16 protein-coding genes are annotated in these 21,474 nt (G+C 73.2%); 5 read left to right on the top strand and 11 right to left on the bottom strand.

Annotated elements, in window-relative coordinates; all coding sequences use genetic code 11:
- Positions 1–72: 72 nt before the first annotated feature.
- On the top strand, positions 73–885 hold the full coding sequence (locus ACZ4U1_RS31725) for an AfsR/SARP family transcriptional regulator (protein ID WP_467907605.1): 813 nt from the start codon (positions 73–75) through the stop codon (positions 883–885).
- A 48-nt stretch (positions 886–933) separates the two neighbouring features.
- Complete coding sequence (locus tag ACZ4U1_RS31720; RefSeq protein ID WP_467907604.1) at positions 934–1,572, top strand: NADH oxidase; 639 nt, start codon at positions 934–936, stop codon at positions 1,570–1,572.
- Positions 1,573–1,592: 20 nt separating this feature from the next.
- Here the strand turns inward: ACZ4U1_RS31720 and ACZ4U1_RS31715 are convergent, their stop codons facing one another.
- From ACZ4U1_RS31715 to ACZ4U1_RS31670, 10 genes are all read right to left on the bottom strand, one after another.
- The gene (locus ACZ4U1_RS31715) at positions 1,593–2,201 is read right to left on the bottom strand and encodes a response regulator transcription factor (protein WP_467907603.1); all 609 of its coding nucleotides are present in this window, start codon (positions 2,199–2,201) and stop codon (positions 1,593–1,595) included.
- 80 nt (positions 2,202–2,281) lie between these two features.
- Entirely contained in the window at positions 2,282–3,511 is a 1,230-nt protein-coding gene (locus tag ACZ4U1_RS31710) for a sensor histidine kinase (RefSeq protein WP_467907602.1), read from the bottom strand.
- 116 nt (positions 3,512–3,627) lie between these two features.
- On the bottom strand, positions 3,628–4,275 hold the full coding sequence (locus tag ACZ4U1_RS31705) for a response regulator (RefSeq protein ID WP_467907601.1): 648 nt from the start codon (positions 4,273–4,275) through the stop codon (positions 3,628–3,630).
- A 57-nt stretch (positions 4,276–4,332) separates the two neighbouring features.
- Positions 4,333–5,526 carry a sensor histidine kinase gene (locus ACZ4U1_RS31700; RefSeq protein ID WP_467907600.1) on the bottom strand — a complete coding sequence of 398 codons (1,194 nt, stop codon included), beginning with the start codon at positions 5,524–5,526 and terminating at the stop codon, positions 4,333–4,335.
- Positions 5,527–5,578: 52 nt separating this feature from the next.
- Positions 5,579–7,783 (bottom strand): MMPL family transporter, encoded by a 2,205-nt coding sequence (locus tag ACZ4U1_RS31695; RefSeq protein WP_467907599.1) that lies wholly within the window; start codon positions 7,781–7,783, stop codon positions 5,579–5,581.
- A gap of 87 nt (positions 7,784–7,870) precedes the next feature.
- Complete coding sequence (locus ACZ4U1_RS31690) at positions 7,871–8,764, bottom strand: GHMP family kinase ATP-binding protein (protein ID WP_467907598.1); 894 nt, start codon at positions 8,762–8,764, stop codon at positions 7,871–7,873.
- A complete protein-coding gene (locus ACZ4U1_RS31685; RefSeq protein WP_467907597.1) occupies positions 8,761–12,294 on the bottom strand; it encodes an amino acid adenylation domain-containing protein in 3,534 nt (1,177 codons plus the stop codon). Before ACZ4U1_RS31685 ends, ACZ4U1_RS31690 begins: the two co-directional genes overlap by 4 nt.
- Positions 12,291–13,535, bottom strand: a complete 1,245-nt coding sequence (locus ACZ4U1_RS31680; RefSeq protein WP_467907596.1) for an ATP-grasp domain-containing protein — start codon at positions 13,533–13,535, stop codon at positions 12,291–12,293. The genes ACZ4U1_RS31685 and ACZ4U1_RS31680 overlap by 4 nt, the downstream gene beginning before the upstream one ends.
- Before the next feature lie 71 nt (positions 13,536–13,606).
- Entirely contained in the window at positions 13,607–15,073 is a 1,467-nt protein-coding gene (argH, locus tag ACZ4U1_RS31675; RefSeq protein ID WP_467907595.1) for an argininosuccinate lyase, read from the bottom strand.
- Positions 15,070–16,149 carry a pyridoxal-phosphate dependent enzyme gene (locus ACZ4U1_RS31670; RefSeq protein ID WP_467907594.1) on the bottom strand — a complete coding sequence of 360 codons (1,080 nt, stop codon included), beginning with the start codon at positions 16,147–16,149 and terminating at the stop codon, positions 15,070–15,072. The genes argH and ACZ4U1_RS31670 overlap by 4 nt, the downstream gene beginning before the upstream one ends.
- 222 nt (positions 16,150–16,371) lie before the next feature.
- Here ACZ4U1_RS31670 and ACZ4U1_RS31665 point away from each other — a divergent pair, with 222 nt between their 5' ends.
- A complete protein-coding gene (locus ACZ4U1_RS31665) occupies positions 16,372–17,103 on the top strand; it encodes a thioesterase II family protein (RefSeq protein WP_467907593.1) in 732 nt (243 codons plus the stop codon).
- A gap of 24 nt (positions 17,104–17,127) precedes the next feature.
- On the opposite strand, the gene ACZ4U1_RS31660 is transcribed toward ACZ4U1_RS31665, so the two are convergent.
- A complete protein-coding gene (locus tag ACZ4U1_RS31660) occupies positions 17,128–18,507 on the bottom strand; it encodes a class II 3-deoxy-7-phosphoheptulonate synthase (protein WP_467907768.1) in 1,380 nt (459 codons plus the stop codon).
- A 203-nt stretch (positions 18,508–18,710) separates the two neighbouring features.
- Here ACZ4U1_RS31660 and ACZ4U1_RS31655 point away from each other — a divergent pair, with 203 nt between their 5' ends.
- Positions 18,711–20,261: an anthranilate synthase component I family protein gene (locus tag ACZ4U1_RS31655; RefSeq protein WP_467907767.1), complete on the top strand. Its 1,551-nt coding sequence runs from the start codon at positions 18,711–18,713 to the stop codon at positions 20,259–20,261.
- A 14-nt stretch (positions 20,262–20,275) separates the two neighbouring features.
- Positions 20,276–20,899, top strand: coding sequence for an anthranilate synthase component II (locus tag ACZ4U1_RS31650; protein ID WP_467907592.1), 624 nt, complete (start codon positions 20,276–20,278; stop codon positions 20,897–20,899).
- The last annotated feature ends 575 nt before the right edge of the window (positions 20,900–21,474 follow it).

Genomic DNA, 21,474 nt, shown 5'->3' with positions numbered 1-21,474 from the left:
CGTGGGGCCGTCACTGTCGGCCGCCCGACCCCCCGTGCCAGGCTCACGCCATCCGGAGAGAAGGGAACTGGCATGGCGCATCTGGACATCGGGCTCCTGGGACCGTTCACGGCGTGCATCGGCGGTGCGTCCATCGTCCCCACCGCGGCGAAGCAGCGCAGGCTCCTCGCGCTGCTCGCGATCGACACCGGGCGTGAGGTGAGCATGGCCTCGATCGCGGAGGGGCTGTGGGAGGGGTGCCCGCCGACCGGCCCGTCCGCGGCCGTGCAGACGTACGTGAAGCAGCTGCGGCAGCGCATCGCCCCCGCGGCCTCCCGGCTCACGCCCCGGATCGATCCCAAGCGGATCATTCTCCGCGGTCACAGCGGGTACCTGCTCCAGATGCCTCAGGTGCGGGTCGACGCGCGGGAGTTCGAGCGTCTGGTGCAGCAGGGTCATCAGGCGATCGCCGACGGTCAGGACGACCGGGGTGTGCGCCTGCTGTCCGAGGGTCTCGCGATGTGGCGAGGGCAGGCGCTGGGTGACGTACGGGCGTCGGGGACGCTGCGTGCCGAGGCCCTTCGGCTGGACGAGATGCGGCTCGCCGCCCTGGAGTCGCGCATCGACGCCGAGCTGCGTCTGGGGCGCCACGCCCGTCTGGTGAGCGAGCTGACCGCGCTGACCACCCTGCACCCGCTGCAGGAGAACCTGCACGCGCAGCTCATGGTGGCCCTCTGCCGCAGCGGTCGTCCGTCGCAGGCGCTGGAGGCCTTCCGCCGGCTGCGGGAGACATCCGTGCGGGAGTTGGGGATCGAGCCGTCACGGCGGATCCAGGAGCTGCACTGCCGGGTGCTGGCCGGTGAGCCGCATCTCGACGCTCCGCTGCGCACTCTGGCCTCGCTGTAGCCGGCGCGCCAGGCCCGCCAGGCTCTCCTGACAGGAAAAGGGTAGGTCATGCAAGACACGCGCGCTGCCGCCGTCACGGTCCATCTGTGGTCACTGTCCGAGGACGTGATCGTGGAACACGACGACGAGAACGACCAGGTGGTGCTGAAGAGCCGCTGGGGGGTCGACTATGTGAAGCGGCCCGGCACCGCGGTACAGGAGGCGCTGCGGCGGATGGAACTGGGTCCCGTGTCCCTCGCCAACGCCGTCGAGCAGCACGTCGACCTGTGCGCGGTGATGCTGCCGGCGCTGAGCAGGCTCTCCCATCTGGTGGTGCGGACACTCAGCGCCGACGATCTGCGGGGTCCGCTCCTCTCGGTGTTCCCGGTGGCGCACGACGCCCCGCTCGCGCTGGTCTGGCTGCCGGGTCAGCGTCCCGTGCAGCTGCCGCGCCAGGTCGTCCTCACCAGGCTCGACTCGGGTCTGTCGCTGGAAGCGGTCGGCGGACGCCACATGGTCGTGCTGCACCGGCCGGAGGCGGCGCTGGTGGTGGCGATGCTGGCCTGGCCCGTCACCCCGGACAAGGCGTCGGCCTCACTGCCGCTGCCGCCGCAGATGACTGAGGGCATCATCCGCTATCTCGCGGCGGCCGGAATGGCGGCTCCGGTGGACGACGCCGAGCACGACGGCGCGTACCGCGGCGGGTGACGGCGGCGGGGTCCGGCCCGCTACACCAGCCAGCCCGCGTCGCGGGCGATGCGGATCGCGTCCACTCTGTTGCGGGCGTTCAGCTTCGCGACCACCGTCGTCAGGTAGTTGCGCACGGTCCCGGTGGACAGGTGGAGCGCGGTGGCGATCTCCTTGGCCTCCGACCCTTCCGCGGCCAGGCGCAGCACCTCGGTCTCCCGCTCCGTGAGCGGGCTCTCCGTACCGCTCCACGCGGCCAGCGCGAGTTTGGAGTCGATGACCCGGTGGCCGGCGACCACGCGCCTGATGGCGTGGGCCAATTCGGCCGGCGACTCGTCCTTGAGCAGGTACCCGTCGACCTCAGCGGCGAGGGCGCGGCGCAGGGTGCCGGGGCGGCCGAGACTGGTGAGCATCAACGTCCTGCAGCCGGGCAGTCGTTCACGGATCTGAGTGGCGGCGCTCAGGCCGTCCAGGCCGGGCAGATCGATGTCGATCACGGCGATGTCGGGTTTGACCTTGAGTGCGGCGTCGAGGATCTCGTCCCCGCGCTCCAGCTCGCTCACGACCTCGAAATCGTTTTCCAGGCTCAGCAGCGCGACGAGCGCCCCCCGGACCATGTTCATGTCCTCTGCGAGCAGTATCCGAATCACCGCAACGCCACCCCCATTTGGCAAAGCGATCTATGCTCGTCACCCTATCAACTACACCGGTTCAACAGACTGGTCGGGATTCACGCAGCCGACTGTCCGTCGTCCGCGTCGCCGGTCAGCGCGGTGCCGGATCTCCTCTGTTCGGGGACCCGGGCGGCAAGACGGAACGTTCCGTCGTCGCCCTGGTGCACGGTGAGTGTGCCGCCGACGGCGCTCAGCCGGGTCTGCAGGTTGCCGAGGCCGCTGCCGCTGTGCGGGGAGGAGTCCCGATAGCCGCTGTCCACACCGTCGTTGACGATGGTGAGCCGTACCCTCTCCGCGGTGCGTTCGGCGGTGATCTCGCAGTAGGTGGCGCGGCTGTGGCGCAGGACGTTGGTGACCGCCTCGCGCAGGACGGTCGCGAACACCGTGTCCAGTTCCTGCTCCAGCTCGCCGACGCGCACCCGCGCGTCGACGCGCACATCGGCGGCGCTGAGCACGGACTGGGCCGAACTGATCTCGTCCTGAAGGGACATGTCCCGGTATCCGCTGGCCACGCTGCGCACGTCGGCCAGGGACTGCCGGGACATGGTGAGCACCTCCTCGACCTCGGCCTTGGCGCGGGTCGGGTGCGTGGGCAGCAGGCGGTGGATCAGCTCGCCCTTGAGCGTGATCGCGGAGAGGCTGTAGCCGAGCAGGTCGTGCAGATCGCGGGCGAAGCGGAGGCGTTCCTGGGTGACCGCGACGCGGGTCAGTTCGCCGCGGGTCTCGTGCAGGACGCGGATCAGGTCGGCCAGCCGGGTGAGGCCGAAGACCACGAGGCCGGTCAGCAGGGTGGACTGGACGTAGTAGAACGTCTCGACCAGGGGCAGGCCGGCGAGGAGCGGCGGCATGAGCATCGAGGCGCCCACCACCGCGTACATCAGCCAGGCCCGGCCCGGGGGCAGGAGGAGCAGCAGGGAGCCGGCGAGGAATCCCGCCATCGAGCCCCACTGCGTCCGGAAGACGAGTAAGGGCAGGTAGGTGAGCAGCGCCTGGACGCTGAGTGTGACGGATTTCCGGGGCACCGGCTCCAGATGCGCACCGGGTCTGGAGTGCAGCAACTGGAGCCCCATGATGCCGAGCAGGCACAGCACCGCGATGCTGACCTCGACCACCGAGGCGTGCGAGCTGAGGATGTTGAGCAGGGTGATGCTGAAGTAGCACAACAGCGCGGCGAGGAGAACGAGCCGGCCCAGTCGGGGTGCGGGGAGGTTGCCGCTCCTGACGAGCAGTGCCTCCGGCTGCCCGGCGCTCTCGGTCGCCTCCGGCGAGGATCTGTGTCGGCACATCACGTTCGCATCCCCTCTCACGCAGCGCCACCCGTGCGGAGCATAAGCGAGAGAGATGTGGATCACGTAAGGAGTTGTACCCACATCACAGGTATGCGTGTATAAGACACGGGTTCTCAGGACCGTGCGAGCAGGCCCCGTTCGAGGGCGACGACGACGGCCCGCGTACGGTCGCTGACGTCGAGTTTCGCGAAGACCCGCAGCAGATGGGTCTTCACCGTGGCCTCGCCGATGACCAGGCGGCGGCCGATCTCGGCGTTGGACAGTCCGTCGGCGACCGCGAGCAGCACATCGCGTTCGCGCGCGGTGAGAGCGACCGGTTCCGGGCGGCGCATTCTGGCCACGAGGCGTTCGGCGACCTTGGGCGCGAGGACCGTCTCGCCGCGTGCCGCCGAGCGGATGGCGTCCGCGAGCTGTTCGCGGGTGGTGTCCTTGAGCAGGTAACCGACGGCGCCGGCCTCCACCGCCCGTTCGATCTCGACGTCCGTGTCGTAGGTGGTGAGGATCAGCACCCGGGTCGGCGCCGGCAGGGCGACGATCTCGGTGGTGGCGGCCACACCGTCGAGCACCGGCATGCGCAGGTCGAGGAGGGCCACGTCGGGGGCGAGCCGCTGGACGAGGTCGACGCCCTCGCGGCCGTCGCTCGCCTCGCCGACGATCTCGATGGTGGGCTCGCCGGTCAGCAGGGCGACCACCCCGGCGCGCATCACGGCGTGGTCGTCCACCACGACCACACGGATCCGGTGGTTGTCGGTGTCGGTCATCTGGTGTCCTTCGCGGTCGGTCGGCCACGACGGCCCGGCGGGAGCCGGGGCCGGTCCTCAGCCGTGTTCGTGGCTCTGTGTGGGAAGAGTGGCGAGGATGCGGGTGCCGTCCCCGAGGGAGCTGGTGACGGTGAGTTCACCGTCGAGTTCGGCGAGGCGCCGGCGCATGCCGTCGAGACCGAAACCGCGGGACTCCTCGACGACGAACCCGTTGCCGTCGTCGGTGATCTCCAGTTCGACGCCGCCCGGGACCGCGGTGAGGACGACCCCGACGGTGGAGGCGCCGGAGTGTTTCCGTACGTTGGCGAGGGATTCCTGGGTGCAGCGCAGCAGGGCGACGCGGGTGCGCTGGTCCAGGTCGATGTCGGGCAGTTCGGCGGTGACGGTGAGGCCGGTGTCCTGGACGAAGCGGTCCAGGGTCCGGCGCAGGGTGGTGGCGACCGAGCCGGGCGCGACGCCGCTCGCCGGGACGGAGCCGACGAGGATCCGGGCCTCGGTGAGGTTCTCGCGTGCGGTCTGCTCGATGGAGGCCAGCTGCTGGGCGCAGCGTTCGGGGTCGGCGCCGACGGCGGCGCGGGCGGCCTCGGCGAGCACGACGATGGAGGCGAAGCCCTGGGCGAGCGTGTCGTGGATCTCCCGGGCCATCCGCTCGCGTTCCTCGGCCGCGCCCTGGCGCTGGTAGGCGGCGGCCAGTTCCTCCTGGGTGAGGGCGAGTTCGGCGGTCAGCTGCTCCTGCCGCTCGTTGCTCTGGCCGATGAAGCGGTGCATCCACAGGCCCAGGCCGACCCCGGCGGCGTAGGCGATGACGGTGAACACCGCGTTGCCGGTGAGGAACTGGGGGCTCCAGCCCTGGCCGAGCGTGCCGCCGAACACGGTGAGGGCGGCGGCGGCTCCGCTGAACGCGACCGCCTCGCGGGGCACCCGGGTGAAGAGCCAGAACTGCGGCAGGGACACCACGTAGAAGGCGGCCCCGCCGTCGAGGAGGTAGGAGCTGGCGCCCAGGACGAGGGCGAGGAGGCCGAGGTAGGCGCGGCGGTTCAGGACCCGGTTGTGCGGGCGGGCGAGAGTGACGGTGTGGCACAGCGCGATCAGGGCGAGCAGGCCGAGCAGCCAGAACTTGCGGGCCGGGGACCGGTCGGCCACGGCGACGGCCGTCGGCAGCAGGCCGAGCAGGATCCAGCCCGCCAGGTTCCAGCGACGGATCCGGTCCAGGGTGAGCCGGTCGCTCGGCTGCTGCTGCCACTGGGACACGCTGATTCACCTCATCTGTAAGGGCGTTGGGAAATCGTATCGGCGGCGGCGGTCACCGGACGGGCTCCAGGGGGCGGGCGGCCGGTTCGGTGGTGGTGCGGGCGCGGCGCACTCCCTTGGAGGGCCACCAGTTGGCCTCGCCGAGCAGGAGCATCAGGGACGGCAGGACCAGCATGCGGATGACGAAGGCGTCCAGGAGGACGGCGACGGCGAGGCTGAAACCGATCTGCTTCATCTCGATCAGGTGCAGGGCCGCGAAGCTCGCGAAGACGGTGACCATGACCACGGCGGCGCTGGTGACGACGCCGGCCGAGCTGCCGATGCCCTCGATGACGGCCTTGCGGGTCGGGACTCCGCGCAGGGCGGCCTCCCGGATCCGGCTGATCACGAAGACCTGGTAGTCCATCGACAGGCCGAACAGGATCACGAAGAGGAACAGCGGGACGCGGGACCCGATCGATCCGGTGGAGGTGAAGTCCACGAGGCTCTCGGCCCAGGTGTGCTGGAAGACCATGACCAGGATGCCGAGCGAGGCGGCGGCGGACAGGAGGTTGAGGACGATGCCGACCAGGCCGAGGACGATGGAGCGGAACGCCCAGACGGTCATGACGAAGGTGACCAGGAGGAGGGCCCCGATGATGAGCGGCAGCTTCTGTTCCTGGTGGGTCGGGTAGTCGGTGTAGCGGGCGACGTCACCGGTCACGGCGGTCTCGGCGCCCTTGATCTTGCCGACCGTCTCGGGGACGAAGGTGCCCCGGATGTCCTTGAGCGAGGACTGGGCCTCGTCCGAGCTGACGTAGTGCGGGACCTGCAGCTGGAGCATGCTGATCCGCTTGTCGGGCGAGGTGGTCAGGGTGGAGGTGCCGCTCAGGCGCGGGTCGTCCTTGACGTCCGCGGCGAGTTCGCGCAGGGCGGCGGTGACCTCGGCCGAGCGGTCGGCGTCGGCGCGGACGACGACCTGGTGCATGGACTTCAGGTCGGGGAAGGACGCGTTGAGGCGGTCGTAGACCTGCATGGCGACGATGGAGCGGGAGTGCGTCTCGCGGCCCATGTCGGTGAGCTTCAGACCGAGGACCGGGGCGGCCAGGGCGAGCAGGGCGAGCACCGTGACCGTGAGGGTGGCTGCGGGGCGCTTGGCGACGGGGCGCAGCACGGCGGCGGTCAGCCGGCCGGGGCCGTTCCTGTACGTCTTCTGCTTCTTCGGGGCGAGCCCGCGGGCCGCCCGGCGTTCGGCCCGGCGCTCGGCGCGCATGCCCATCTTGGCCAGCAGTGCCGGCAGCACGGTCAGGGAGCTGACGACGGCGACGAGGGTGACGACGATCGCGCCGGTGGCGATGGAGGAGAAGATGACGTCGTCGGCGAGGTAGAGGGTGGCGCTGGAGACGGCGACGGCGAGACCGGAGAGGACGACGGCACGGCCGGAGGTGGCGGCGGCGAGTTCGACCACGGCCTGCGGGCTCAGCCTGCCGCCGGCGCGGGCCCGTTCCTCCCGCTCACGCTTGAGGTAGAAGAGGGTGTAGTCGACGCCGACGGCGAGGCCGATGAGCAGGATGACGTTGGTGCCGACGCCCGCGTCGGGGAAGAGGTGCGAGGCCACCATCGACAGGCCCACGGCCGCCACGATCGAGGACAGGGCGAGCAGCAGCGGTACGAGCGCCATGGCGATCGAGCTGAAGACCAGCAGCAGGGTGATGAGGGTGACCGGCAGGGCGATCACCTCGGTGCGGGAGAGGTCGTCACCGCGCAGTCCGTCGACGCCCTTGCTGATGGAGGGCGATCCGGTCTCCTCGATCCGCAGGCCCGGGTTGGCCTTCTGCACGGCGGCCGTCTGGGCGAGCAGCGGGTCGACGTGCTTCTTGCCCTCCAGCTCGGGGCCCTTCAGGGTGACCGTGACCCGGACGGCGGTGTTCTTCGCGTTGTGCACCGGTCGGGCGACGGAGCGGACCTCGGGGAGATGCCGCATCCGGGCGGCGACGTCGGCGGCGGCCGCGTCGGCGGCGCTGATGTCGAACGTTGCGCTGCCGGGCTTGGCGGTGATCAGGACGTGTTCGACGGGGCGCTGCTGGAGCCCTCCCTCGGCGGCGATCTCCTCGCCGCGTCCCGCCTCACCGATGCGGAAGTCCTCGGTGGTCGCCGCGTTGGTGCCGACGGAGATGCCGATGCCGAGGCAGAGGACGACGAACACCAGCCAGCCGACGATGCCCCGCCAGGGGTGGGCGGCGCTCCAACGAGCCATGCGTACAGGAAGATTCTTCATGCATCCATGCTCTTCGCGGGGGGTGTGCCGCCGACAGCAGCGACCGGTTGAACCTGGGGTCCACCACCTGGTGGACCCCCGTTCGGATCAGTGGAAACTGAGGGTGTGGTAGATCGTCACGTTGCCCTCGAGTTCCTGGCAGCGTTGTGCGGCGGCGGCGAGCCGGCCGACGTGGCCGGGGGCGCCGGTGTCCAGCAGGATGCCCAGCGAGGTGCCGCTGTGGCCGATGACGACACCGAGCCCGCCGATGTCCTCGCAGATGCGGATCATCGGCTCCAACGAGCGTTTGTGCCGCAGCACTTGGTTCATCCGGGCGCTCTCGGTGGCGACCCGGCCGACCTCGGTGAGGTCGTGGCGGGCCACGGCGTGCGTGATGCGGTCGAGGAGGCGGGCGTACTGCCGCCGGTCGGCCGCGGTGAAGGGTTTCGGTATGGTGTTGAAGGCCACGGTGTCGACGGCGCCGCCCTCGTCGATGCCGACGACCGTCATCGCGGGCAGCGAGCCCAGCTGGGCGCGCAGCCGCACGCTGCGGTGGTGGAAGGCGACGATCGCCGCGTACAGGACGCCGTCGGTGGGTTCGATGCGCGCCAGGTACGTCTCGATGCGGCGGTGCGGCATGGGTACGCCGAGGGCGTTGGCGACGGCGCGGGCCGTGGCCACCAGGTCGGCGGAGGAGCTGGCCAGTCCCTTGCCCTCGGGCAGGGTGCTGTCGATGTGCAGCACCCCGCCGCCGGGTGATCCGCTGTCGTCAAGGATCATCCGGGCCAGCCGCAGCGCCTTCTTCTTGTGCGCGGGGCCGACGGTCACCTCCGGTTCGTCCGGGGTGAGTTCGAAGCGGGCGGTGGACCAGCGGGCGACCGGCAGGGTGACCAGGAAGTCCCCGTCGTCCTCGGGCAGCACGCCCTGCAGCAGTTCACCGAAGGTGCCGAAGGCGGTGCTGACGCCGGTGGCGGCCACCCGGCGGTGGTCGATCGTGGTCACGTGTGCGTCCTTTCTCGTAGGTCGGGCAGGCGCCCGGGTACGGGGTCGGGGGTGAGCGCCGCCCGTACGCGCGCCGCGCTGAGCGCGGGCCGGGTGCCGACGAAGTAGTGGCCTCCGTCGTTCAGTTGGTGCAGGGTGACGTGCTCGGCGAGGGACCGCCAGGCGCCGGCCGCGCGTGCCGCGTCCGCGGTCTGCGGGTCGTCGCGGGCCACGACGACGTCCACGGGGGCGGCCAGGCGGCGCGGTGCCGGTTGTTCCTGGAGGCGGATGAGGTGCCGGTGGGAGGTGTCGAGGTCGTGCCGGTAGGCGCGGTCGGCGACCGCGGCCCGCTCCGGCTGGTAGGCGTCCAGTTCCACGAACGCCCGGCCGCCGCGGAGCCGGCCCAGCAGGGTGGGCCGGTCCACCGCCGCGAGATCGGCCAGCTCCGATGTCAACTGGGTGGCGGTGGGGAGCAGTTGGGCGCCGAGGAAGACCCGTTCGACCGGCCGGCCCGCCTCCTCCAGGAGCCGGGCGGTCTCCAGGGCGGTCGCGGCGCCCGCGCAGTGGCCCCACAGCAGGACGGGGCCGGTGACGTGGGCGAGGATCTCGTCCCGGGCGCGGCGGGCCAGCTCGGGCACGTCCTCCAGGGGTTCGTCGGGGTCGGCGAAGTCGTGGCCGGGCGGCTCGGCGCCGTACACGGCGATGCCGTCGTACTTCAGCTCCTCCGCGAGCGCCCGGAAGTTGACCGCGTTCCCGGCGGCGTACGGGAAGCACACCAGGGTGTGGTGCGGGCTGCGCACCTCCAGCAGCGGATGCAGCAGCCTGCTCCGCCGCGCCCGGCCCGGCTCGCCGTCGCGGCGGCGGGTCAGGACGCGGGCGAGGTCGGCGAGGACCGGGTGGGCGACCAGGTCGGCGACGGTCAGGTGGCGGCCGAGGTGGGCGAGGAGACGGGCGGCGGCCAGGGAGGTGCCGCCGAGCGCGAAGAAGCTGTCGTCGGTGCCGATGCGTTCCAGCGGGACGCCGAGCACCTCGGCCCAGGCCACGGCGAGACGTCGCTCGTCGGCCGTCGCCGGGGCGGTGCGGGCGGCGCCGCCGTGGCCGAGCGTGCCGGCGAGTTCGCTCAGCGCCGCCTTGTCGACCTTTCCGTGGGGGGTGAGCGGGAGGCGTTCGAGCCGGTGGCAGTAGGTCGGCACCATGTAGTCCGGCAGCAGGGCCGCGAGGAAGTCGCGGGCCCGGGCCGCGTCGGGCAGGTCCGGGTCCGTCCCGTCGGTGGTGAAGAAGGCGGTGAGCACGCGGGTGGCGCCCAGGTCGCCGTCGGTGACGACCGCCGCCTCCCGCACGCCCGGCATGGCAGCCAGCCGGTGCTCGATCTCGCCGAGTTCGATGCGGTAGCCGCGGATCTTCACCTGTTCGTCGTGCCGGCCCAGGAACTGGAGGCGTCCGTCGGGCAGCCACCTGCCGAAGTCGCCGGTGCGGTACATGCGCGTGTCGGCGCGGAACGGGTCGGGGACGAAGGCCTGCCGGGTGCGGTCCTCGTCGTTGATGTAGCCGCGGCCCACGCAGACGCCGGAGAACGCGATCTCGCCGGTCGTGCCGAGGGGGACGAGCTGGAGGTTGTGGTCGAGGACGTAGGTGTTGACGTTCCTGAGCGACCGGCCCAGCGGGACGAAGCCGTGCTCGGGGACGCCGTCGAGGACCTCGTGCATGGTGTCGTCGCAGACCTCGGTGGCGCCGTAGGCGTTGACGAGGCGGATGCCCGGCTGGGCGGCGAACCAGCGGCGCACCAGCTCGTGGCCGAGGACCTCGCCGGTGACGGACAGGGTGTGCAGGGGGCCCGGATCGCGCGGGTGCCGCTCCAGATGGCGCAGCAGGACGTCGAGATAGGCGGGCACGGTCTGCGCCACGGTGACGCCGCCGGCGACCAGCTCGTCCAGGAAGCCCGAGACGTCGAGCAGGACGTCGGTGTCGATGATGCGCACGGTGGCGCCGGCCAGCAGGGGCGCCGCGAACTGCCACAGGGAGATGTCGAAGCCCAGGGACGCGGTCTGCGCCACGACCTGGCCGGGTCCCGCGCCGAGCCCCATGTCGTCGGTCTTCGCGTGGAGGTGGTTGACCAGGCCCGCGTGCTCGCACAGGGCGCCCTTGGGGGTGCCGGTGGAGCCGGACGTGAAGTAGATGTACGCGGCCTGGGTGAGGGTGGGCGGCTCCGGGAGGGGGTGCCCGGGGGCGTCCTCGATGTGCCGCGCGGTCAGGACGGCCGGCCCGTGGTCGAGTTCGGCGCAGGCCTTGCGGACGAGGGCCTCGCCGCGCTGGTCGGTGAGGGCCAGCACGCAGACGGCCTCGTCCAGCTGGACGGCCACCCGCTCCGCCGGAAGGTCCGGGGGCACGGGGAGGTACACGGCGCCCGCCTTGAGGACGCCGATGGCGCTCGCGATCCAGTCGAGGGTGCGGTCCATGACGACCGCGACCACGTCCTCGGCCCCGGCACCCGCCGCCGCCAGGGCACGGGCGACGCGGTCGGAGCGTGCGTCCAGCTCCCGGTATGTCCAGGTCCGAACGCCGTGGGCGGCGGCGGGGGCGTCCGGGCACTGCCGTGCCCGCTGCCGGAACAGGTCGACGAAGGTGTGGGCGGGCGCGTCGACGCGCGGCCCGGCGAGCGCGTAGAGCTGCGTCGCGGTCTCCTCGGGCGAGAGCAGGCTCTGCCGGTCGTGGCGGGCGGACGGGTCCTCGGCGAGCAGGCGCAGGGCGGCCAGCTGGTAGCCGGCGAGCCGCTCGGCGTGGTCGCCGTCGAAGGCGCCGAGGTCGTGCGTCAGGTGCAGGGTGAGTCCCTGGCTGCCGCGCACCCAGGAGAACCGCACCACGGCGCCCGGGCCCGCGCCGGGCGCGCCGGTCGCGAGCCCGGACAGGTCGAGCACGGCGTCGTGGGGTCCCGTCGTGTGCGGCGCGCTGCCGACGGCGTCGACCAGTTCGGCCCAGGTGGACGGGACGACGGTGAGGCGCAGGGCGTACGGTGCACTCCCCTGCCCGGCCGGTACGTGGCCGGAGACGACGCCCTGTTCGGAGGCGAGGGTGGCCAGGACACGGGCGTGCGCGGCGAGCAGCAGAGCCGGCAGGTCGGTGCCGAGGGTGTGCGCGGTGCGCTCCAGGGCGTGGGTCAGGCCGGGGGGCAGGGACGCGCGGTGGGTGGCGGTGCCGGGGCCGCCGCCGTGGGGGGCGCGCCAGCGCGGGAGCGTGGCGGAGAACTCGACGGGGCCCGAGAGGCCGGTGTGCTCCTCGGGGCGCCCACCGGGGGCGGGGGTCTCGCCCCGGGAGGCGTCCCGGCGCGGGACGCCGGCCGTGGACTCGGCCGGAGCCCGCCCGGACGGGGTCCCGGCTCGGGGGGCCGAGAACGCGGTGCGCTCCTCGGGGCGCCCACCGGGGGCGGGGGTCTCGCCCCGGGAGGCGTCCCGGCGCGGGACGGTGGCGGTGGACTCGGGCGGGGTCTCGACGTGAGGGGTGGAGAGGCCGGTGTGTTTCCCGGGGCCCCCGCCGGGGACGGTGGTCTCGGTCATCGGACGGGGGTCCTCTCTGGTGTGGGGTGCGGGGCGGCGGGAGCCGGGTCCAGGTCGATCTCGACGAGGTCCGCGGCCGCCAGGGCACGGCGGGCCGCCCTGGGTGCGTCGGGGGCCGCGGCCACCACGCTGGCCAGGCGGTCCTGGAAGGAGTGCGTGATCCTGACCTCCCGGCCGACTGCGGTGGTCGCCCGCGCGGTCAGGACCCCGGGGGCCGCGGCCGCCGCGGACAGTCCCCGCACCCGGCTCACCCGGCCCTCACCCGTGGCCCGTACGAAGCGGACGGCGGCGTGCCCCGTACCGGGAACCGGGTCCGCGGCGGGCAGACCGGCGGCCCGGGCCACCACCGCGTCCACGAGGTCGACGCCCAGGGCGGCCCGGACGGCGACCGGGATCATGCCGCCCGCGAGACGCGGGTTGACCTCGATGACGACCGGGCCGCCGCTGGACCAGCGCAGTTCGGTGTGGGCGGCGCCCCAGCCGAGACCGAGCGCGGTGACGGCGCGCACGGCCGTCTCCCGCAGTGCCTCGGCCGTGCGCTCGGGCAGGACGGCGGGGATGTCGTGGCCGGTCTCCACGAAGTAGGGGGCGGGACCGATGTGTTTGGCGACCACGGTGACGACCTCGCCGTCGAGGGTCTCGACCGAGAACTCCGGTCCGGACACCGCCTCCTCCACCAGGACGCGGGCGTCCGCGGTGTCGTGAAGGAGCCGGTGGGCCCAGGCGCGGGTGTCGTCGGCGTCGCGGCACAGCCGTACGCCGACCGAGCCGGAGCCGCTCACCGGCTTGAGCACGACGGGGTGGCCGATGGACCGTGCGGCGGCGACGGCCGCCTCGGGGTCGGTCACGGTCTCGGACCTCGGCACCGGCACGCCCGCCGCACGGTGCCGGGCGCGCTGGACGTCCTTGGCGCGGCAGGCCTCCACCGCGTCGCCGTCCGGCCCGGGCAGGCCGAGCCGGGCCGCGGCCCGTGCGGCCGCCGCGACGTAGTACTCGGAGCTGGAGGTGACCCCGGCGAGGCCGCCGTCGTCGGCGAGGCCGGTCAGGGCGCGCAGCACCGCCTCCGGGTCCGCGGTGTCCAGGGTCCGGGTGTCGATCTCGTCCTCGGCCGCGTACGGATACCGTCCCGGGTCACGGGCGAGCAGGACGGGCCGCAGACCGCGGGCGCGGGCGGCGGCGCAGAACTCCCGCCCGGTGCCGGTGGTGTTGCTCTCCAGGAACGCCATCCATCTGCCGTTCATCGCACGCCTCTCCCTCGGACGGCGCCCCGCTCCCGCGAGGGCGCCGTACAGATACACGAACCAGCCGCCGCTCACCCCGCGCCTCCGGGCGCGTGCCGCGCCACGACGGCCGCCGCCTCGTCGTCCAGCCGGCGGGCGGCCTCGCGCAGGCGGGCCCGGTGGGCGGCGGCCCACCGGGCGTGCTCGGCCAGCCGGCCGCGCAGGGCGTCCACCACCTTGGCGCACTCCCCGGGGCCGCCGCCGCGGTCGAGGTCCGCGACGACCTCGTCCAGGCCCGGCAGTCCGGTGCCGTCGAGGCCGGTGAGTTCGGTCTCGCCGGACTCCACCGCGCGGCGCACGGCCGCGCCGACGACATGGTGCGCCGTGCGGAACGGCACGCCCTGCGCGACCATCCGGTTGGCGACCACGGTGGCCGTCACGAAGCCCTCCCGCGCGCGGTCCGCCATCCGCTCGGCGACCGGACGCGCGCCGGACACCAGCACCTGGCCGAGCAGGACCTGGTCCCGTACGGCGGCCAGGGCGGGCCAGGCGGCGGAGACGGCCTCGGTGCCGACCTCGATGGAGTTGGTGAACGGGGTCGACTTCATGGCGGAGGCCGCCGCCGTCCACGCGCCGACGGCGATCGCCGCCTTGGCCTTGACGTGCTCCAGCAGGAACGCGTTGCGTTTCTGCGGCATCGCGGAGCTGCCCCCGACGAGCCGTTCCGGGAAGTCGACGAAGCCGAACTCCTGGGTGCTCCACAGTTGCAGGTCGGTGGCGAGCCGGCTGAGGGTGACCGCGGCCGACGCGACCACGGCGAGTCCGCGCAGCAGGGTGTCGCGGGCGGCGACGGCGTCGGTGGCGTGCAGCGGCGGTGCGGTGAAGCCGAGCAGGGCGGCCGTGTGCTCCGGGTTGATGGGCAGGTCGGTGCCGGCGACGGCGCCCGCGCCCAGCGGGCAGCGGCCGAGTTCGTCGACGGTGTGCGCCAGCGCCGCGAGGTCGCGGTCCAGGGCGGCGGCGATGCCCGCCAGGTAGTAGCCGTAGCTGACCGGCATCGCGGGCTGGAAGTGGGTGTAGAGGGGCATCACGACATCGGCGTGCGCCCGGGCCCGTGCGAGCAGCACGCCCTGCTGGCGCATCAACTGCCCGTGCAGCTCGGTGAGTTCCTCGCGCAGCCGCATCGCGGTGACGGTGGCCTTGAGGTCGTTGCGGGACCGGGCGGTGTGCAGCTTGCCGCCGACGTCCGCGCCGAGTGTGCCGGAGAGGTGCCCCTCGTACATGAGGTAGGCGCCCCGCGGCGCGTCGAGACCGTCCAGCGCGCGGAAGCCGCTGTCGCGCAACGCGCGTACGGCTGTGAGCAGTTGTGCTCCGGCGGTGCCCGGCAGCAGCCCGCTGCGCACGAGCATCACGATGTGCGCGAGGTCGACCGTGGTGATGGGTTCCAGCTCGCGGCGGACCTCCTCGGGCCCCTGCTCGCCGTAGACGATGCGGCGGGTGCGCGGGGCGAGGGTGCGGGTGAGGCGGCCGGTGTCTTCGGCCCGGGAGTCCTGGGCGGTCATGACAGCACTCCGTCCGCCGGCGCCTGGTCCCCGGTGGGGCGCGCGACGACGCCCGGCACCGCGTCGTACCCGCGGCGGCGCCAGACGAGCCGGGACCAGCGCTCTCCGGCGGCCTGGGGCTCGGTGACCCGCAGCGGCTCGGCCGGGCGGTCCGCCGTCGCGTGGCCGTTGGCGGCGAGCCAGGCGTCGTCGTAGACGGTGGCCTGGTAGCGGTAGCCCTCGTCGGGGAGCATCACGACGCAGGTGCGGTCGGGGTTGCGTTCGGCCCACCAGCGGGCGACCTGGTAGGCGGCGCCGCTGGTCGGGCCCTGGAACAGGGCGTGCCGGGTGTGCAGCGCGCGGGTGCTGGCGTAGGCCTCGGCGGCGGACAGCCAGTGGACCTCGTCGAAGACGTTGTGGTCGAGGTTGGACGGCCACAGGCTGTTGCCGAGGCCGCGCAGCTCGCGCGGGCCGTCCTCCTGGCCGAACAGGACGCTGCGGTGCGTGTCGACGCCGATGGCGACGGTGTGCGGGGTGCGGACCCGCAGGCCGCGGGTGGTGCCGCACATGGAGCCGCCCGAACCGACGGGCCCGACGAGGCAGTCGACCGTGCCGAGGGTGCGCTGCAGCTGGTCGGCGACGGCGCCGTAGGAGCGCGGGTTGTCGGGGTTGCTGTACTGCTCGGGGCAGAAGGTGTCGGGGAGTTCGGCGCGGACCTCGGCGAGCCGGTTCAGCCGGGCCGTCTGGTAGCCGCCGACCGGCGAGGGCTCCTGGCAGATCTCGACGCGGGCGCCGAGGTCGGTGAGCCTGCGGTACAGGTTGGCGTCGATCGCCGGGTCGCTGACCAGGATCAGCTTGCGGCGCAGCAGGGCGGCCTGCATGGCGAGGGCCAGCCCGAAGGTGCCGGAGGTGGTCTCCACGATGACCGTGTCGGGCCCCAGCTCGCCCCGGTCCCTGGCGCGTTGCAGGATGTAGTGGGCGGGCAGCAGCTTCATCAGGGTGAAGACGGCCCCGTAGAGGTTGGAGCCGAGCCGGACGAGGCGCGGCATCATGATGGCCTCGGTGATGGAGGGGTACGTCGAGGTGGCCGGCGGCATGACGCTCCTGGGGTGGGTCGGGGGAGGGACAGGGGTCCTGCCGCTGACGGCAGGAGGCCCGTACCGTCCATGCTGACGAGCGGCCCTGACAGGCGGCTGACAGAGCGGGCGGGGGACGCTGTGTCAGCGGGGTGTCAGCGCGGCGCACGACCATGGCCGGGGCACCGGTGAGTGCGTGAGCGAGCGACGACCCCTGGGGGCAGGATGCTGTGGACACAAGTGGTGGAACCGAGACCGTTCGCCGAGCGGCGCCTGGTGTGCTTCCCGCACGCGGGCGGATCGCCGTACTTCTTCCGCGGCTGGGGCAAGGCGCTCGGCACGGTGGAGGTGCACGCGGTGTGCTATCCGGGGCGGGCCGAGCGGTTCGGTGAGCCGTACGCCACCGAACTCGCGCCGATGGCACGGGAGATCGCGGCGGAGCTGCTGGCCATGGACGACTCCCGGCCGCTGGCCCTGTTCGGGCACAGCATGGGCGCGACCGTCGCCTACGAGACGGCGAGGGCGCTTCGGGCGGCGGGCCGCACCGTGGACCATCTGTTCGCCTCGGGGGCCCGCGCCCCGCAGCTGCACGTGCCGGACCTCGCGGCGGCGACCACCTGGGACGAGGCCGCGGTCGTCCGGACGCTGCTGGAACTGGGCGGCACCGACCCGCGGTTGCTGCGCAACCGGGGGTTCGTGGATCTGGTCCTGCCCTACATCGGCGCGGACTTCCGGATGCTCGCCGGGTACGGCCGCGGTCCCGCCGAGCCCCTCGACTGCCCGGTCACCGCGCTGGTCGGCGCCTCGGACCCCCGGGTGACCGCGGTCCAGTCGGCGGCCTGGCGGGAGGTCACCCGGGGTCCGTTCCGGTTCCGGACGCTGCCCGGGGAGCACTTCTACCTGGAGCAGGCCCCGCCGTACGAGCTGGTGGCCCGGGCCCTTGAGGCGCCCCGAGGGGGAGCCGGGCTGCCGTGATCCGGCGCCCCGGCGCGTCCGCCGTCACCGGTCGCGGTACATCTCCGCGAGCAGGAAGGCCAGGTCCAGCGACTGTGTGTGGTTCAGGCGCGGGTCGCAGGCCGTCTCGTACCGGGCCGGCAGGTCCTCGGCCAGCAGCGGGTTGCCGCCGCCGACGCACTCCGTGACGTCGTCGCCGGTCAGCTCGACGTGGATGCCGCCCGGGTGGGTGCCGAGGGCGCGGTGGACCTCCACGAAGCCGCGCACCTCGTCCAGCACCGTCTCGAAGCGGCGGGTCTTGTGACCGCTGGGCGCCGTGGTGGTGTTGCCGTGCATCGGGTCGCTGACCCAGCACACCCGCGCCCCCTCGGCGCCGACCTTCTCGACCAGGACCGGCAGCACGTCCCGGACCCGGTCGGCGCCCGCGCGCACCACGAACGTGAGGCGGCCCGGCTCGCGCCGCGGGTCGAGGCGGTCGATGAGTTTCAGCGCGTCGTCGGCGGTGGCGGCCGGGCCGAGTTTCACGGCGATCGGGTTGCTGAGGCGGGAGAAGAACTCGATGTGGGCGCCGTCCAGTTGGCGGGTGCGCTCCCCGATCCACAGCAGGTGTCCGCTGCCCGCGTAGGCGCGGCCGGTCGCCGGGTCGGTGCGGACGAGGGCGGCCTCGTAGTCCAGGAGCAGCCCTTCGTGGCTGACGTAGAAGTCGGCGGTGCCCAGCTCCCGGGTGTCGATGCCGCACGCGCGCATGAAGGCCAGGCTGCGGCCTATCTCGTCGGCGAGCGCCTCGTACCGCCGGCCCGCCTGTGAGCTGGCCACGAACCCGCGGTTCCAGGCGTGGACCTGGCTCAGGCCGGCGAAGCCGCCGGTGGTCAGGGAGCGGACCAGGCCGAGGGTGCGCGCCGACGCCTCGTACAGGGTGCGCAGCCGGTCCGGGTCGGGGGTGCGGGCCTCGGCGGTGAACTCCAGGCCGTTGACCGCGTCGCCGCGGTACGACGGCAGGGTGAGCCCGCCCTGCCGTTCGACCGGACTCGATCTCGGTTTGGCGTACTGCCCCGCCATCCGGCCGACCTTGACGACCGGCAGCGCGGTGGCGTGGGTGAGCACGACCGCCATCTGCAGCAGCGTCTTCAGTTTGCGCCGTACCGAGTCGGCGGTCACCTGCGCGAAGGTCTCGGCGCAGTCGCCGCCCTGCAGCAGGATCGCCTCGCCGCGGGCGACGGCCGCCATGCGCCCGCGCAGGGCGTCGCACTCGTCGGCGGTGACCAGCGGGGCGGCCGTGGCGAGGCGGTCGGTGACGTCGCGCAGCGCGGCCGGGTCGGGCCAGTCGGGCTGCTGGGCGGCGGGGAACGCGCGCCAGGAGTCGGCGGCCGCGGCGGAATCCGCGGCCGCGGCGGAATCGACGGTGTGCCGTTCGGGCTTTTCCATAACTTCGGTGGCCATGCGTGTGCCTTCCGTACGTGCGTCGAATGTGCGCCCACTACATATCCGGCCCACGCACCCGGTCAAGCAATTCAGAAATGGACCGCATCGGTTCCACGGAATTGGTCTGGCTCCGTTCACCGGCCGGTTGATTGACTCTCTCTCGTCACAGCCGACAGAACAAAGGTGGGGAGTTCGTCTTGACCGGAATGGAAACCATCGACGTACGCGTCAGCTCCGCCCCTCTCCCCCGGCACGAACCGCTCGCGCTCTACACCGGGCTGACCGGTGGCCGCCCCTCGGGCGAGGTGTTCCTCCTGGAGAGCCTGGCCGGTACCGGCGAGGACCGGCGCTCGGCCGTCGTCGGCGTCGGGCGGCTCGCCGAGATCCGCGTGTACGACCGGTACCTCGACATCGACGGGGTGCCGGCGGTGGCGGCGGCGCTGGCCCGGGCCGCCGGGGCGGCGGGACTCGTCCCGGACAGGGCACCGGGCCCGGAACCCGGCGCGGAACCAGGCCCGGAACCAGGCCCGTACCGGCTGCGCTTCACCGGCCAGGACATGCTCTGGACGGCGCTCGGCCGGGCCCAGCGGGTCTTCGCGGTGACCGGCGAGGGGCCCGCGCGGGGCTACGCGTTCGGCTTCCTGGCCACCTTCGCGTACGAGTCCGCGTGGCACATGGAGACGCTGCCGGAGCGGACCGAGGAGCCGCACGGCCCGGACATCACGCTGTCGCTCTTCCGGGACACCGTCTGGTACGACGTCACGGGCGGCGCACCGCGTCATCTGCGCGCGCACGCCCCGCAGTTCGCGGAGGCCGGGCCGGGTGCCGACGTGGCCGCTGCCGCCGCCGCTGCCGCCGCCGCGGCCGGGGACGGGGCCGTCGCCGGGGAGGCTCCCGGTGCGCCCGCGCCCCGCTCGGTGCGGGACAGTGTCGACCGGGAGACGTTCCTGGGCTGGGCGGACCGCTGCCTGGAGCACCTCCGGGTCGGCGACCTGTACCAGATCCAGATCGGGCACCGCGTCGACGTCACCACGGACCTGGAGCCGCTCGACGTCTACCGGCGGCTGCGCGACCGGAACCCGTCGCCGTACATGTACGTGATCCCGCGGGCCGGAGACACCCTGATCGGGGCGAGCCCGGAGCTGTTCTTCCGGATCGAACCCGACGGCGTGGCGGGCGACGAGATCGTGATGCGGCCCATCGCGGGCACCGCCCGGCGCTGCCGCGACGAGGAGGAGAACCGGCGCCGCGTCAAGGAGATGCGGGAGTCCGTCAAGGAACAGGCCGAGCACATCATGCTGGTCGACCTGTGCCGCAACGACATCGGCCGGGTCAGCCGCCCCAGCACCCAGCCGGTGGAGCGGCTCATGGAGGTGGAGAGCTTCTCGCACGTCTTCCACCTGGTGTCGACGGTCTCCGGGCAGCTGGAGCCGGACGTGGACGTGTGGCGGGCGGTGCGTGCGACGTTCCCCGCCGGCACGATGACCGGGGCGCCCAAGGTGCGCGCCATGGAGGTCATCGACGGCCTGGAGGACGAGCGGCGCGGCGCCTACGCGGGCGCGGTGGGGCTGATCGACGTGCGCGGCTGGGCCGAGCTGGCCCTGTGCATCCGCACGATCGTGCACGACGGCACGACGTACTCCACGCAGAGTTCGGCCGGCATGGTCGCCCAGTCCGATCCGGAGGCCGAGTGGCGGGAGACGCTGGCGAAGATGGGCGCGGCCTACTGGGCGCTGACCGGGGAGGAGCTGCTGTGAGAGGAGAGGCGCCCATGAAGGTTCTGCTGATCGACGCGTACGACAGTTTCGTGCACATCATCGACCAGTACCTGCGCACGCTGGGAGCGGAGACCCGGGTCGTCCGCTCCCTGACCCGGACGCCCGCCGACCTGGCGGGGCTCGAACCGGACGCCGTGGTCCTCGGGCCCGGCCCCGGGCATCCCGCCGACTCCGGGCACGTGGAGCTGGTGCACGAGTTCGCGGGACGGGTACCGGTGCTCGGGGTGTGCCTGGGGCACCAGGCCATCGGGCTCGCGTACGGCGGGCGGATCGAGGTGGCCGAGCAGGTGATGCACGGGCGGACCAGCACCGTACGGCACGACGGCGCGGGGCTGTTCCAGGGCCTCGGGCACACCGTGGAGGCGACCCGCTACCACTCGCTCCTGGTCGCCGACCCGCTCCCGGACGAGCTGGTCACCACGGCCGTCGCCGCGGACCACGGCTATGTGATGGGCCTGCGGCACCGGACACTGCCCGTGGAGGGGGTGCAGTTCCACCCGGAGTCGGTGATGACGACGGGCGGCCTGACGATGATGCGCAACTTCCTCCACCTGAAGCCCACCCCACCGACCGAGACACCGGCCTCGGTCGGAGGCTCAGAGTTCCGAACTGGTTGAGTGAGGGCTCCAGCCCGGGAGGCTGGGGCGGCGGCGCCGGTCAGGTGAAGGCGCCGGCCGGGAGACTGAGGCACCCCGCCCCCGATCGGGTGAGGGCTCCGGCGCCGGTCGGTGAAGGCGCGGCCCGGGAGGCTGCCGCGGCGGGCCCGGTCGGCCGAGGGTGCGGCCCGGGAAGCTCAGAGTTGCGAACTGGTCGGGTGCGGGCTCCAGCCCGGGAGGCTGGAGGGTCTGGCTCTGCGGCTGAGGGCGCGGCCCTGGAGGCTGGGGGCGCCGACTCCGGTCGGCCGAGGCGCCGGCTCGGGGCTGAAGGCTCCAGCCCGGGCGGCTGGCGCGCCGGACCCGATCGGGTGAAGGCGCGGCCCAGAGGCTGAGGCGCCGAACCCGGTCAACTGAGGCGCCGGCCGGGGCCCGAAGACTCCAGCCCGGGAGGCTGGGGCGGCGCCGGTCAGGTGAAGGCGCCGGCCGGGAGACTGAGGCGCCCCGCCCCCGATCGGGTGAGGGCTCCGGCGCCGGTCGGTGAAGGCGCGGCCCGGGAGGCTGCCGCGGCGGGCCCGGTCGGCCGAGGGTGCGGCCCG

Source organism: Streptomyces sp. NPDC028928 (assembly GCF_055564915.1).
Note: the sequence above shows the minus strand (reverse complement) of the source record. Positions and strands in the feature narration are given on the sequence as shown.